The sequence below is a fragment of the Streptococcus oralis SK610 genome, from assembly GCF_000257455.1.
Lineage (GTDB): Bacteria > Bacillota > Bacilli > Lactobacillales > Streptococcaceae > Streptococcus > Streptococcus oralis_CB.
Genome location: NZ_AJKQ01000017.1, coordinates 58103 through 71511, shown reverse-complemented (window position 1 = coordinate 71511; position 13409 = coordinate 58103). Strand labels below are relative to the sequence as shown.

General features: G+C 40.1%; 14 protein-coding genes and 1 pseudogene. 1 reads left to right on the top strand and 14 read right to left on the bottom strand.

Going from position 1 to position 13409, the window contains the following annotated elements:
- Positions 1 to 50: 50 nt before the first annotated feature.
- The 3 genes from rpsD to HMPREF1115_RS06785 form a co-directional block, all read right to left on the bottom strand.
- Entirely contained in the window at positions 51 to 662 is a 612-nt protein-coding gene (gene rpsD, locus HMPREF1115_RS06795) for a 30S ribosomal protein S4 (RefSeq protein WP_000092756.1), read from the bottom strand.
- A gap of 248 nt (positions 663 to 910) precedes the next feature.
- Positions 911 to 1318, bottom strand: coding sequence for an SRPBCC family protein (locus tag HMPREF1115_RS06790; protein ID WP_000395828.1), 408 nt, complete (start codon positions 1316 to 1318; stop codon positions 911 to 913).
- 99 nt (positions 1319 to 1417) lie between these two features.
- Positions 1418 to 2164, bottom strand: coding sequence for a LysR family transcriptional regulator (locus HMPREF1115_RS06785; protein WP_001010303.1), 747 nt, complete (start codon positions 2162 to 2164; stop codon positions 1418 to 1420).
- A 108-nt stretch (positions 2165 to 2272) separates the two neighbouring features.
- Here HMPREF1115_RS06785 and HMPREF1115_RS06780 point away from each other — a divergent pair, with 108 nt between their 5' ends.
- Entirely contained in the window at positions 2273 to 2791 is a 519-nt protein-coding gene (locus tag HMPREF1115_RS06780) for a DUF4865 family protein (RefSeq protein WP_001148704.1), read from the top strand.
- A 160-nt stretch (positions 2792 to 2951) separates the two neighbouring features.
- Here HMPREF1115_RS06780 and HMPREF1115_RS12340 read toward each other — a convergent pair whose 3' ends face one another.
- The 11 genes and pseudogenes from HMPREF1115_RS12340 to HMPREF1115_RS06735 form a co-directional block, all read right to left on the bottom strand.
- Complete coding sequence (locus HMPREF1115_RS12340) at positions 2952 to 3083, bottom strand: hypothetical protein (RefSeq protein WP_269770898.1); 132 nt, start codon at positions 3081 to 3083, stop codon at positions 2952 to 2954.
- Positions 3028 to 3435: pseudogene (locus HMPREF1115_RS12385) on the bottom strand (replication initiator protein A); the annotation flags it as partial. The pseudogene HMPREF1115_RS12385 and the gene HMPREF1115_RS12340, both read right to left, overlap by 56 nt.
- Positions 3436 to 3711: 276 nt before the next feature.
- Positions 3712 to 4746, bottom strand: coding sequence for a sensor histidine kinase (locus HMPREF1115_RS06775; RefSeq protein ID WP_000769396.1), 1035 nt, complete (start codon positions 4744 to 4746; stop codon positions 3712 to 3714).
- Positions 4743 to 5441 (bottom strand): response regulator transcription factor, encoded by a 699-nt coding sequence (locus HMPREF1115_RS06770; protein ID WP_000751223.1) that lies wholly within the window; start codon positions 5439 to 5441, stop codon positions 4743 to 4745. The genes HMPREF1115_RS06775 and HMPREF1115_RS06770 overlap by 4 nt, the downstream gene beginning before the upstream one ends.
- Positions 5442 to 5521: 80 nt before the next feature.
- On the bottom strand, positions 5522 to 7609 hold the full coding sequence (locus HMPREF1115_RS06765) for an SSURE domain-containing protein (protein ID WP_000671480.1): 2088 nt from the start codon (positions 7607 to 7609) through the stop codon (positions 5522 to 5524).
- Positions 7610 to 7764: 155 nt separating this feature from the next.
- Positions 7765 to 8430 carry a potassium channel family protein gene (locus HMPREF1115_RS06760; RefSeq protein ID WP_001283885.1) on the bottom strand — a complete coding sequence of 222 codons (666 nt, stop codon included), beginning with the start codon at positions 8428 to 8430 and terminating at the stop codon, positions 7765 to 7767.
- A gap of 13 nt (positions 8431 to 8443) precedes the next feature.
- Positions 8444 to 9823 (bottom strand): TrkH family potassium uptake protein, encoded by a 1380-nt coding sequence (locus HMPREF1115_RS06755; RefSeq protein ID WP_000897939.1) that lies wholly within the window; start codon positions 9821 to 9823, stop codon positions 8444 to 8446.
- Between the two features lie 33 nt (positions 9824 to 9856).
- Positions 9857 to 10621 carry a nucleoside phosphorylase gene (locus tag HMPREF1115_RS06750; protein ID WP_000615024.1) on the bottom strand — a complete coding sequence of 255 codons (765 nt, stop codon included), beginning with the start codon at positions 10619 to 10621 and terminating at the stop codon, positions 9857 to 9859.
- A 284-nt stretch (positions 10622 to 10905) separates the two neighbouring features.
- Positions 10906 to 11529 (bottom strand): TetR/AcrR family transcriptional regulator, encoded by a 624-nt coding sequence (locus HMPREF1115_RS06745; protein WP_000361924.1) that lies wholly within the window; start codon positions 11527 to 11529, stop codon positions 10906 to 10908.
- Positions 11530 to 11568: 39 nt separating this feature from the next.
- Complete coding sequence (locus HMPREF1115_RS06740; RefSeq protein WP_001259046.1) at positions 11569 to 12651, bottom strand: ABC transporter permease; 1083 nt, start codon at positions 12649 to 12651, stop codon at positions 11569 to 11571.
- A 1-nt stretch (position 12652) separates the two neighbouring features.
- Positions 12653 to 13369 (bottom strand): ABC transporter ATP-binding protein, encoded by a 717-nt coding sequence (locus tag HMPREF1115_RS06735; RefSeq protein WP_000854376.1) that lies wholly within the window; start codon positions 13367 to 13369, stop codon positions 12653 to 12655.
- Positions 13370 to 13409: the final 40 nt, after the last annotated feature.

Here is a 13409-nt window from a genome sequence, read left to right as displayed (position 1 = left end):
CGAAGCAAAAAGCCCACTGTTGTAGGCTTTCTGTAAGATATTTCTTAAAATTAAAGCATTTTGTTGTAGAATTCAACGACAAGTGCTTCGTTGATTTCTGGGTTGATTTCGTCGCGTTCTGGCAAGCGAGTCAATGAACCTTCCAATTTTTCAGCGTCGAATGATACGAATGCTGGACGTCCAAGAGTAGCTTCTACTGCCTCAAGGATTGCTGGAACTTTCAATGATTTTTCACGAACTGAGATCACTTGACCTGGAGTTACGCGGTATGATGGGATATCAACGCGTTTTCCGTCAACAAGGATGTGACCGTGGTTTACGAATTGACGAGCTTGACGACGAGTAGTCGCAAGACCAAGACGGTAAACAACGTTATCCAAACGACGTTCCAAAAGAAGCATGAAGTTGAAACCTAGGATTCCGCCTTTGATTTTTGTAGCTTGTACGAACAAGTTACGGAATTGTTTTTCACCTACACCGTAAGTGAAACGAAGTTTTTGTTTTTCAGCCAATTGCAAACCGTATTCTGACAATTTTGAACGGTTGTTTGGTCCGTGTTGTCCTGGTACGTAGTTACGACGTGCCAATTCTTTACCTGTACCTGTAAGTGAAAGGCCAAGGCGACGAGCTTGTTTCCAAGATGGTCCTGTATAACGTGACATGTGAATGTCCTCCTGATATAAATAATATTTCGGTGGAAATAGTCACTTAGAAAGCCCTGATTCGTGCAGATGCCCTTCGCCTAAACAGCCAAGGTTACTTGTCATAAGACACCTGTTGACGAGCTTCATGCTTTCCTGCTGCTATTTCACACAAAGGCTATTGTACCATGAAAAGCTAGATTTGTAAAGGGATTTATAAGTTGAACTAAATTATTTTAATATTGCAGTGTCAACAAACAGCACTCACTCTATCTTTCTAAGTGGTTTTTTAGAATGAAAATAGAGTGAGGAACATCTGAAAAGACCTGACTTAAAAATTCTAGATGTTGCTTGTCTTCACTATTCAAAGATACAGTATGTTTTACATTTACAGTGCCATCATTATTCTCAATAATTTGATGACCAAAAAGAATATCACCGAATGGAGTTACTGTTTTATCCCAAAATTCTTCAAGAGGTTTTACAAGCGTGAGCTGATATTCCATAGGGGGCATTCCTTCGAGTTCCATAGTTCCGTATGAACCCGTCTCAAATCCACCTTTTAATGTAATATTTTTTAAATCTTCTTCCCAATCATACCACTTTTCAATATTTTCATAGTAGGTCCATACATCTTCTTTTGATGCTCTTATGTTTAAACTAAAACTAAATTCCATTTTGACACTCCTTTTAATATAAGTGTACTTATTATAAAACAACTTATAATGTTTGTCAAATGATTTTTCATCATAGCATTAGCATTTCTTCTAAATGGGCTACCTGCTTTGGTTCTGCTTTTCATACTGATAAAATGGGATAAGAACGATGTCTTGGTCGTATGGCTTGATATTCGCTCTCTTATTTAGCCATTTAGGCAATAGTGCAATTCCTTTCCCGTTTTCAACTAAGCTGATAATATTCTCAAAAGAATCAATTTCTACAACTGATTTTAAATGAGTAAACTTCATTAAGCTTTGTTTTCTAAAAGGGCAATTTTTATCTTTATTAACGAATATAGGCATTTCCTCAGTAGCCTTTATATTGCTCGAACAAGCATAAACTGACTCGATATGCCCGATAATCTCATCATAATGCTTTAAATTTTCAATTTTTTGAAAGCAAAAAATTTTATCAAAGTCTTCCTGATGAGCAATGATTGGTATATCCGAAGTTTTTTGGATATTGATCTCACTTTTATTCAAATCAATTGTTTGTGAATTATTAATATCGTGATTAAATAACAATTCTGAAATTAAGATGGATATTTTCGAGGTTTCACATTTCTTTTTTAATTTCTCTAAATTGTTAGAAGTTTCCTTACAAAATTGATAAAATAAGTCTCCACTTTCTGTCGGGACTAAACCATTATATTTTCTGTAAAATAATTTCGTATCTAATTCAGTTTCAAGCACTTTCAATCTAGCGCTGAGATTAGATTGTGCATATTGTAAGATCTTTGAACTTTTGTTTATTGATCTTGTCTCATAGATCGTCACAAAAATGCTCATATCATTAAAATTCATTTAAAACACCTTATCACTTTTTGTGATAATTATATCATTTTTAAGTATTATTCAACATGATATAAATCATTTATACTGTGAATAGTTAATTAGAAAAGAGGTACCGCAATGCAAGCAATGCAATATACTATAAAATTACCAGCAGATTATGATATGGATATCATTAGACAACGTGTCCGAAATACAGGTCATTTGATGGATGGATTCGACGATTTGTTTTTCAAAGTTTATTTAATCTCTGAAAAATCTGAAGGCCAATTATTTAACAGTTACTGTCCGCTATATATTTGGAAAAATACCAACGGAATGACAAAATTCATATTTGATGGTTACTTTGATCATATTTTAAATTCGTTTGGCTGGCAAAATATTGAAATCGGAATAACTTCATCAGTCGAAATATCTGATCATTTTGACTCAAGTAAATATGCTACATTAGAAGTCATTGATATAGAAGAATCTGAAAGTTTAAAATCCTTTACCATTCACGAGCAAATGCAAAACAACGAAAGTGGCAAAGCCGTTATTTTCAATCCTGATAAATGGAAAAAATGTATCTTTACTTTTTATACCAATAAACCCGACACACAACTACCAACATTTGAAATTTTGCACATTTCACAATAAGCGCTTATGATAAGTTATAGGGAAACGCCTGAGTAAACACTTCTTCAGTATTTTGCACACTATGATAGTATACTTGCTCTTCCCAAAATTGTATGACCTTTACTGTCATCGGCTAAATGAAAAAATCGTTACGACATGTAACGATTTTTTGGCTATGCTATTAACTCAATTCGGCGATAATAGCCTTGAGCTGGTCTTTGGTGTAAACACCAGCCCCGTATAAATCTGACACCCTCCCTAGTGTCAGATTTGAAATCACCTGATTTATCAACCATTCTAGCAACTGTGTCATCTTGTAAGAGACCAAGGTAAACTCGATTAGCTAGATTTCCTGATTTACTTGTAGATTGTTGAACCTCATGAATTAATCCATACTCTGTGAGTTGCTTCTTAATTCTTAATAGAGTAGATTTTGAACAGTTAAGGATCTTCATCAAATTAGAGTTAGAATATACCAAATAGATATTTCCATCTTCATCAATCCAATTATTCTTGAAAGAAAGATCTAGTCTATCTTTAAGCATAGCATAAGCGACTTTTGCATCTAACCTCATATCTTCATAAATAGGATTTTCAAACAAAACCTTTGGTAAGGCATAAAAGCGATCAGATGTCTGATAATGGCTGGCACTAATAAACTGAATTTATCTCATCAATTACACCTCTTTCAGTCTAAAGTCACCGTTCACGTTAAATCCTATCAATCCAAAGGCCTCAAGTTCTTCTATACTTGCTATTATTTCTTTTCATGTTGAACCTGTTTCCTTCATCAAAAACTGGATTATCATCTCTCTTGAAATTCTCTCCTTACTTTTTCGTCTCATAATTTTACCTCCCAAAACACAAAAAAGAGCTAACGGAATTTTCCGTTAACTCAATATTTTCTATTTACCTCAAAACACTAGACACTTACTACGCCTTTATTTCAAATTGAGGCTGAATGTAAACTTGCTTCCTAAGCCATATTGACTTTCTGCTGTGAGTTCGCCACCAAGCTGATGGGCTAGTTCGCGTGCAATCGCAAGTCCTAATCCATGTCCACCTGTCTTCATATTGCGCGAAGTTTCTACACGATAAAGTCGTTTAAAGATCTTTTCCAAATCTTCAGGAAGGATCCCCTGACCCTCGTCTTTCACACTGATTGTCAGCTCTTGTTCTGTTAATTGGGCAAGAACCTCGATTCTGGTTCCTGGTTCTGAATATTTAAAGGCATTGTTTAACAAATTAACCAAAATGCGAGAAAGTTTGTCAGAATTGCTCTTGATTTTCGCCGACTCAGGTGACACTTGAATGTAAACATCCCGCTCCTCTTGTTCAATCTGGAGTTGAAATTCACTCATTGACTCAATCAACAGCTGATCTAAAAAGACCTCTTCGACTTCCTCATCAGCAGTATCTTGAGGTTGTGTATTGAGAGTCAAAACATCCAATTCCTCCACTAGCTTGTTTAGACGCTCAGTTTGCCGACCAATCGTGGTTAAGTAGTGGAGCCGCTCCTCTTCCTTAATCACTCCATCTAGAATTCCCTCCACAGTAACCTGAATGGAGGTAATGGGAGTTTTAATATCGTGAGAGAGCTGCGCAATCATCATTCTCTTTTCTTGCTCGCTCTCATCAAGTGATTGAAAGGTAGCTTGCAAATTGTGGGACATGTCATTAAATGCCTGACCCAGCTCTTGAAATTCTAATGGGCCTTTGGTTTCAATTTCTGTGCTGAAATCCTTGCTTGCTATATCCTGAGCTTGTTTTTTCAAATGTTTCAGAGAAGAGAACACAGGCGACAAAAGAAAGATGCTTACTGCAGCGCCAATGAAACTAGCAATCAAGGTCATTCCAACTAGAAAGTAAACTTCACTTTTCTCGATCAACATCCGTTGGACTGCCCAGAAAACGACCAAAATCGTTAGTAAAGTCGACACTAGATACCCCACTAAAATATAGTTTTTTAATTTCATTTTCTACCTCTTGGTCTTTCCATCTTATAACCCAAACCCCAGACAGTTTTGATAGCAGGAGCATTTGAATTTGTATACTTGGTCAACTCTTGCCTCAAAGCATGGATATGAACATTGAGTGTATTGGTATCATCCACATAGTCCTCTTGCCATACCTTCTCGTAAAGTTCCGTCTTTGAAAAAACTCTCTCGGGATTGCTGGCTAATATCCATAGAAGTTCAAAGGATTTTACTGTCAATTCCAAAGGTTGCTCCCCAATGCGAACCTCATGAGTCACATGGTTGATTACCAAGTCACCAAACTCGATCTGTTCTGTCTCTCCTCCACGGCTAAGGCGACGCAAGATATTATTCACTCTTAAAACCAATTCGCGTGGGCTAAAGGGTTTGACTATAAAATCATCTGCCCCCAAACTTAATCCATAAATCTTATCCTGTTCGCTTGTCTTAGCAGTTGTAAAGAGGAAGGGTTGATCCGGAGCGATATATTGAACTTCACTGATAAAATCATAGCCATCCATATTGGGCATCATGATATCTGTGATAATGAGGTCGATAGATTTTTTTCTGAAAAGTTCTAAGCCCTCCTTACCATCATGGGCGACCAAAACATCGTAACCTGCCTGTATAAGATAGCGGTTTTGAATATCTAGAATATCTATCTCATCATCAACCAGCAAAATTGTCTTTTTCATCTGACACTCCTTCGATAAAAACAGTGTTATACTTGCTTTAGTATAACACTATTTTCTCTAATGTTTAAGTGATTTGAATCTTAATCTTCTCGTTTGGTTGTCAAACCCAAAAGTCCAACAAGACCTGCCAAGGCTAGACCAAAGATACCAAGGCCAGCTGTAGCCGTTTTAGCTTCCCCAGTATTTGGTAGCATCGCTTTATCATCTTTTTTCATCATATTAGCCATTGGGCTAGAAGCTGGTTGATTAACCTTCATATCTGACATATGGTGATTTATACCCATCATACCCTCAGTCGTACCTGTAGAGCCTGTTTCAGAAGGCTTCGTATTCATCTGACCTTGTTGAGATGGTATTGTCGCCATTTCTTTTCCACGAAGTCGAATCGTTACTTGACGAGTAGCAATCAGATTGGTCAAATCAGGTTTGCCATCTTTAGAACCATAGACTTTAACAGTAGCTAGGTATGTATGTGTTCCGTTAGCTCGAAGTTGATCCAGCAAGGCCTGACCATCTTTGCCAACCGTATTGCCATTCAAATCCACTTCGTAGAAATATTGACCTTTAGCCAAGCCTTCAAGTGGCAATAGAGCAGGATTTTTAGCTGTTCCGTTGTCTGACCATGGGGCTTTGTCTGAAGCTTTTAACAAGAGGCGAGTCAACATACCATCTCCACCAAAAGCTTCGTATGGAATAACTTGGTTGACACCTGCCAAGAATGGACCTGGAACATTTGCTTTGTCAAGGTAGCTAGCTGGAACATCAATGCTATTTTTGATGTTATTAGCAACAGAGTCTTTAACCTGAGTCGGTGTGGTCGAACCATTCAAATTAACAGTCAAATCTTTAGTCGCTACCAGATTAGTTAAGTCAGGCTTGCCGTCTTTCGCACCGTACACCTTGATAGTAGCTTTATAGCTTTGTGTACCATTTTGTTTCAAGAGATCAAGAAGCTCTTTATCTGATTTTCCTTGGGTGCCTGCCAAGTCTACTTCGTAGAAGTAAAGGCCTTTGCCCAATTTCTCTACTGGTGGGAGAGCAGGATTCTTAGCTGTTCCGTTGTCGGACCATGGAGCCTTATCAGAGGCTTTCAAGATAAGGCGAGTCAACATGCCATCACCAGCAAAGAATTCGTATGGAATGACTTGGTTGACACCAGCTGTAAATGGACCTGGGAAATTGGCTCTATCCAAGTAAGAAGCTGGGACATCTACTGTGTCTTTGGTGTTGTCAGCCACACCCTTTTGCACTTCAGCTGGGGTGGTCAAGCCATTCAAGTTAACATCCAAATCTTTAGTCGCTACCAGATTAGTTAAGTCAGGCTTGCCGTCTTTTGCACCGTACACCTTGATAGTAGCTTTATAGCTTTGTGTACCATTTTGTTTCAAGAGATCAAGCAACTCTTTATCTGATTTTCCTTGGGTGCCTGCCAAGTCTACTTCGTAGAAGTAAAGACCTTTGCCCAATTTCTCTACCGGTGGTAGAGCAGGATTTTTAGCTGTTCCATTGTCTGACCATGGGGCTTTGTCTGAGGCTTTTAACAAGAGGCGAGTCAACATGCCGTCACCAGCGAAGAATTCATATGGAATAACTTGGTTGACACCAGCTGTAAATGGACCTGGGAAATTGGCTTTGTCAAGGTAGCTAGCTGGGACATCTACTGTATCTTTCGTGTTGTCGGCCACACCTTTTTGCACTTCAGCTGGGGTGGTCGCTGGTTGCGCTTCACTGGCTTCACGCTCTTGTCCAGAAACTGTAGACGCAGGACTTTCCACAGGTTTAACTGCATCTTCTGTTCGTTTCTTAGAGTCAGGTTGTGCTTGCACTTCTTCTTTTGGTGCTACTGCCGGCTCTTTAGCAGTTTCGTCCGCTTTTTCTGAAGAGCCTGTCGTATCCACACTTGATTTAGGTGTTGGAATAGACTGTTCTGAAGGAAGAGCTACATCGACTGCTTTTTTGAGAACCTCTGCTGGTAAGTCGCTCTTTTCACTCACCGAAGCAGCGTCTGGCACGACTTGGGCAGGAGTCGGATTGACCACATCAGCACGTGCATAACTTGGTTGACCAACTAGGACAAAGAAGCCACTAGCCACAACAACTGAAGCAACACCGACACTGAGACGGCGAATAGACCAACGAGTATATCTCTGATTTGGATTGAATTTCATAGGATTCTCCTTAGAGTTTTCTTTTTTTTATGACTCTAGTATAATCTCCTAAAATTAAAAAGGATTAAGAAAAAGTTAAAATTTTTCTTAAATCCCTCTTATAAAATACTTATATTGACTCGTTAATTATTTGGAAAGAGAGTACCCTTCCTCTCCTACTCACTCAGTTCAGCTAGAGTGTCCAAATGTTGGTTATTAATGACGGCCATGATGTAGGCATCTGCCTGCAAGAGGTCATTAGGTCCGAATTGGACATCCAGAGGAGCATTTTCGTAGGAACGAAAACCAAGTACATTGAGGTTGTATCGCCCACGTAAATCCAACTGACTGAGGCTTTTACCTACCCATGATTGGGGGATTCTCATCTCGACAATCGATACATTCTTGTCTAGCTGAAAGACGTCTACGCTGTTATGAAAGAGGATGGTCTGTGCCAATGAGCGCCCCATCTCAAATTCTGGTGAGATGACTGCGTCTGCACCAATTTTTTCCAACACCTTTTTAGCTGTATGGCTTTTGACCTTGGCAATAACGGTCGGCACTCCTAGACTCTTGCAGTGCATAACCGCGAGAACACTGGACTCCAGATTTTCCCCCGTTGCGACAACTACAGTATCACAGGTGTCAATCCCAGCTGATAGAAGGAGTTCTTCATCCGTGATATCTCCAACTACTCCACGCGCCAGCACAGGTTCAAATTGATTAATGCGTTCCTCGTGGTCATCAATAGCAATGATATTCATGTCATGCTTGGCTAGGGCAGCTAAAACACTGCTCCCAAAAATTCCCAATCCTAAAATTCCAATTGTCCGATCTGACATCGTTTTTCCTTTCTTACCCAATGGTGATATCTGCTTTCATATAGTGAATCGTATCTTTCTTGTCTGGCTGGTATTCCGCTACACTGACCAGTAGTGTCAAGGGACCAATACGGCCGATAAACATCAGCAACATAACGATGCTGAGGGCTATCTTGCCTAGTTCTGGTGTTAAATTTGCCGTCACTCCAACTGTCGCAAGGGCTGAAATGGTCTCAAACATGAGGTAGATAAAGCGCGGATTTCCCTCTGCTGTTATCCCTAGCAGAATCAAGCCCAGCAAGAATGTTAGCAAGAAGATAATAAAGACACTGAAAGATTTTTGCACAGTTCGGGGTTCAATGGTCCTCCGAGCCACATTGGCATGAGGCAAACCCAATAGTTCGCTACGGGCAAAGACCAACAAGACAAAGAAGGTCGTAATCTTGAGTCCCCCTGCTGTCCCTCCAGGCGCCCCTCCTAGAAACATCTGTAGGATATAGATGAACAAGGTCACTGGTCGAGCCTGGGTGTAGTCAATGGAAGCAAAACCTGCCGTTCTCATGCTGACGGTCTGGAAGAAACTAACCAGCAATTTCTCTGGGGCGCTAAGATTTCCAATCGTTCCAGGATTATTCCACTCGATGAACAAAGTCGATACTGTTCCAAAGAGTAAAATTCCCGCCGTTAAAAAGAGAACCAGCTTGGTATGGAAACGCAGGCGGCGTTTTTTCTTTTTCCCAATCTGAGTCGCTAGGTCAAACCAGACCATAAATCCTAGACCACCCGTGATAATCAAGCCTGCAATCACTAGATTGATTAAGGGATCCGTTTGAAAGGCTACCAAACTCGTACTTCCAAAATTATCAAATCCGGCATTACAGAAAGCTGAAACAGCCAAAAAGATAGAGGTTAGAATCCCTCGCCCCCAGCCAAATTCGGGGATAAAGCGAAAACTCAAGAGAAAGGCACCGAGCCCTTCCACCAGAAAAGTCGTCAGAAAGATTGAGCGGATGAAGTCCTTTAGAGACTGGGTTTCTCCATAACTGAAACTTTCTTGAATGGTCTCACGGCCACGAAGACTGAGCTTTTGCTTGCCTTGGATATAAAAGATTCCGATAAAGGTCATGAGACCCAAACCACCGATCTGGATCAAGAGCATACAGATTAGTTGTCCCCAGATATTATAAGTAGAGGCCACTGGCAGGGTGAAGAGCCCTGTCACACAGACCATGGATACCGTTGTAAAGAGATGGTCAAAGTAGGTCGCTTGTGACGTTGTTGCTTGCACAAAGGGGAGGCTTAAAAGGAGAGAACCCAAGAAGATCACTAGGGCAAAACTTAAAAAGATGCGACGGGCTGGCGACAAGCGTCCCAGTGCCGTCCTGATTTTTTCCAAAAAAGATTTGAATAACATAACTACATTCTACCATAAAAACAGTAAGAACACTCACATGTGGTGCACAATGGCAAGACAGAGTTCGAGTGCCTTATCAAAAGCTTCTGAGCCCCAGTCACGACTGTCGTAATTATCTAGATCCGCTAAGGAATCTGCGGTAAAGAGCAATTCCCCCCAGACACCCCCACGTAGCTGAGCCACTGCCGCAAGAGCCGAGCACTCCATCTCCACAACAGCACAGCCTTCTTCCTTGCGATAGGCCACCTTTTCAGCCGTCTCTCGGTAAAAACCATCTGTCGTCCAGGTCATAACTTCCTCGTAAGGAATGCCTCTTTGTTCTAAGACTTGCTCAATGGCAGAGATAGCCTCAATCTGCATCTCCATATAACGAGAAGGCGCTACATAATGGTAGCTGGTCCCCTCATCTCGCAAAGCGCGAACAGGGACGAGAAAGGCATTTTCCTCTATATCGGCTAGGACACCACAGGTTCCAGTGGAAATGATTTGCTCCACACCATAGCCAATCAACCAATCCATAAACTGGGCCGCTGGGGCAGAGCCCACGGGCGCCTGGACCAGACAAATCACCTCGCCCTTGTAGTTTAGGACGTAGACTGGATAAGTCTTGGTGGCCGAAACGAACTCACCAACACAGTCCGCCCCTACTTCCTGGGCATAGCGGTCAATCTCCTCCTCCAAAAATGCATAGATGCACTTCTTTGGCAACTTTAAATCTAGCCCCTCATGTGTTGGCATAAGGACCGCCTGGGGATTGTCGTCAAACTCTAAAATGGGAATCGCATGTTTCTGAATCATAGCCCACCTCCTCTAATTTTGTACTATTGTATCAAAAGCTGACGGAGTGTCAAGGAGTTGACTTTAGCAAGCCAGAAAACTCCTCTTCCATACATTTAAGAAATCGTTGCACTGCTAGAGAGGTCGGTTTCTGTTTTAGCAAAGTGATTGAGTACTATCACCAAAATACCAAATTCAATAATAAAAAAGCACGAATCTGCATCAGGTAATGTATACCCTTTTATATTATCTTGTACAAGAAGCCAAACCAATAGAATCTAGCCTCCATTTTGTCTAGGCCTACTTTATTTCCACAAACCACCTAAAATCTGTTTTTCTAATAAGTCTAGGTCTTCTTCCTTTATTTCTCCGTTGTCACTAACGATATAAAGCTGAGCGAAGTAAGCCAACAATGGACCAACACAAATACGAACCATTTGAGGAATCGTTAACTCTGGATTTACACGTGGATCTGCTAGCAATTCCTTATGAAGTACTCGAAGTTTATCTTGAATAGCATTCCAGATAAAAATCTGTTCATTTTTTAGTTTTTTATTTGAAAAACTCTCCTGCAGAATGATTTTCATCAAAGCACGATTTTTTTTGAGATAGCTCATACGATCATGGACGAGATAACGAACCCTCTCTTCTGTCGTTTCAAAAGCTAAGAGTTCCTCAAAAAAACTACCGAAAATGCCTGGGACTACAGGATGTAAAATAGCCGTCAGTAGATCATCCTTCGTCTTAAAATACTTAAACAAAGTTGCCTGGCTTAGTCCAGCACGCTCAGCTATGTGAAGAGTTGAGGTCCCATGGTAACTCCTGGTTGATATGAGATCCACTGCTGCCTGCATGATTTTTTTCTTTCCTTGAGGGTAATTCGCTTCTTCTAAGTAATCTTCAAACGATTCAAAAACAGTCTTATCCATCTAATCTTCACACCTTTTTAGCATTATTTATGTTGATTTCTAAACTTTACGATAACGACGCAATCCAACAATATTAAGAATTGTTAAAATGATCAAGAAAATCATTAAAACACCAAGATTTGACAAAATATCACCAAGATTGTGCCCGTAAAGAATAATCTGGCTTATTGCATCACCAGAATAGGTTAATGGCAAAAATTTCCCCACAGTTAGAGCCCATTCTCCCATGGATGACAATGGAATAATTCCTGAGAAAAAAAGTTGGGGCATAATCACGAGAGGAATAAATTGCATCATTTGGAATTCTGATTTTGCTAGAGTAGACAAGAGAATTCCAAAAGCTAGTGCTACAAGAGCCAGTACCACATTAACTATTATAACATTTAAAATACTTCCTACAACTTCTACATCTAGTAGCCAAATTGCTGCTAAAACGACAACTGCCGTTTGAAAAATCGCAATAATACCGTAAGACAACATATAGCCATAGACGATTTCAGATCGTTTCACTGGTGTTGCTAACAAACGTTCTAGTGTTCCACTGGTGCGCTCTTTCAAAAGTGCCATACCTGAAATCAAAAAGACAAAGAAGAAAACTACAAAACCTATCAAAACCGGAATCATACTGGTAAAGAAGCTTGTATTTTCATCTCCATACTGGTAAGACTCCTTGATTTCAGGTGTTTTTGCGTCCGAGTCCAATTGTGGAAGAGCTTGTTTAACACGAGATACTAACTGATCGGTGCCTTCACTGGCGATACTCGTTCGTAACACTTGTCGTATCATAGAGGTCTTGGAGGCATCTGTATTTGCGTAGTCGACCTGATACTCACCGTCTTTATAAGAAATCACAGCATCGACTTTTTCATTTGCTAGCGCTTCTTTGGCTTGATCTAAATCTTGATAAGTCTCGACGTCCACATGATCGAGCTCATCCATTTTCGTTACCAAACCAGTTGGTAGATCTTGTGTTGCTAACTTGACATTCACGGTTGTACTAGCTGAAAACATGAGGTTCATCAACCACATGATAAAAACAGGTGCTATAAACATCAGGGCTAGAGTTCGTTTGTCACGAAGTAATTCTTTGATGACTTTTTTTGCAATCGCTATTGTTCTCATTTTACTCACCTTCTGCTTTTAAAAATACTTCTTCAATACTTGAAACTTGATAACTTTCTTTTAAGTGTTGCGGTGTATCAAAAGCAATGATTTTTCCGCCTAATAATAAGCCGACCTTATCCGTCAACTCTGCTTCATCCATAACATGGGTAGTAACTAATATCCCAACCCCATTGTCTCTAAGCGCGAATAATTCTTTCCAGATTTTCTTTCGAAGAGAAGGGTCGATTCCAACTGTCGGTTCGTCCAAAATCAAGAGTTGAGGATTTCCTAAAAGCGCGATAGCCAGTGACAAACGCCGTTTCATTCCTCCAGAATAACCAGATACCGCCTTGTTTAAGTAGTCTGTCAGATCTACTACTTGAGCTATATAAGCAATTTCCGCCTTCAGGTCTTTTTTAGAAAGCCCCTTTAGCTGACCAAAAAATTCCAGATTTTCTTGGCCTGACAAGGTCTCGTATAAAGCATCTGATTGGGCCATATAGCCAATATCTCCTAAAATATAGCGATTGGGCATAGTGTGATTTAACACTAAAGCTACGCCTCCATCAGCCTTTTCCATTCCTAACGTAGTCTTAATCATAGTTGATTTACCAGCACCAGACGGACCAATTAAGCCTATAATTTCTCCTGGCTGCAATTCAAAGCTGACATGATTCAGAACTATTTGATGGTCAAAAGATTTTACTAAATCTTGTAAATGTAGTAATGTTTTCATTTACTTCCTCCTTGGTGAGTTAATACTCACTTTTTAAATC

Coding starts and splice junctions, on each gene's coding strand:
- rpsD (WP_000092756.1), bottom strand. CDS start 662: ATGTCACGTTATACAGGACCATCTTGGAAACAAGCTCGTCGCCTTGGC.
- HMPREF1115_RS06790 (WP_000395828.1), bottom strand. CDS start 1,318: ATGGAATTTAGTTTTAGTTTAAACATAAGAGCATCAAAAGAAGATGTA.
- HMPREF1115_RS06785 (WP_001010303.1), bottom strand. CDS start 2,164: ATGAATTTTAATGATATGAGCATTTTTGTGACGATCTATGAGACAAGA.
- HMPREF1115_RS06780 (WP_001148704.1), top strand. CDS start 2,273: ATGCAAGCAATGCAATATACTATAAAATTACCAGCAGATTATGATATG.
- HMPREF1115_RS12340 (WP_269770898.1), bottom strand. CDS start 3,083: ATGACACAGTTGCTAGAATGGTTGATAAATCAGGTGATTTCAAATCTG.
- HMPREF1115_RS06775 (WP_000769396.1), bottom strand. CDS start 4,746: ATGAAATTAAAAAACTATATTTTAGTGGGGTATCTAGTGTCGACTTTA.
- HMPREF1115_RS06770 (WP_000751223.1), bottom strand. CDS start 5,441: ATGAAAAAGACAATTTTGCTGGTTGATGATGAGATAGATATTCTAGAT.
- HMPREF1115_RS06765 (WP_000671480.1), bottom strand. CDS start 7,609: ATGAAATTCAATCCAAATCAGAGATATACTCGTTGGTCTATTCGCCGT.
- HMPREF1115_RS06760 (WP_001283885.1), bottom strand. CDS start 8,430: ATGTCAGATCGGACAATTGGAATTTTAGGATTGGGAATTTTTGGGAGC.
- HMPREF1115_RS06755 (WP_000897939.1), bottom strand. CDS start 9,823: ATGTTATTCAAATCTTTTTTGGAAAAAATCAGGACGGCACTGGGACGC.
- HMPREF1115_RS06750 (WP_000615024.1), bottom strand. CDS start 10,621: ATGATTCAGAAACATGCGATTCCCATTTTAGAGTTTGACGACAATCCC.
- HMPREF1115_RS06745 (WP_000361924.1), bottom strand. CDS start 11,529: ATGGATAAGACTGTTTTTGAATCGTTTGAAGATTACTTAGAAGAAGCG.
- HMPREF1115_RS06740 (WP_001259046.1), bottom strand. CDS start 12,651: ATGAGAACAATAGCGATTGCAAAAAAAGTCATCAAAGAATTACTTCGT.
- HMPREF1115_RS06735 (WP_000854376.1), bottom strand. CDS start 13,369: ATGAAAACATTACTACATTTACAAGATTTAGTAAAATCTTTTGACCAT.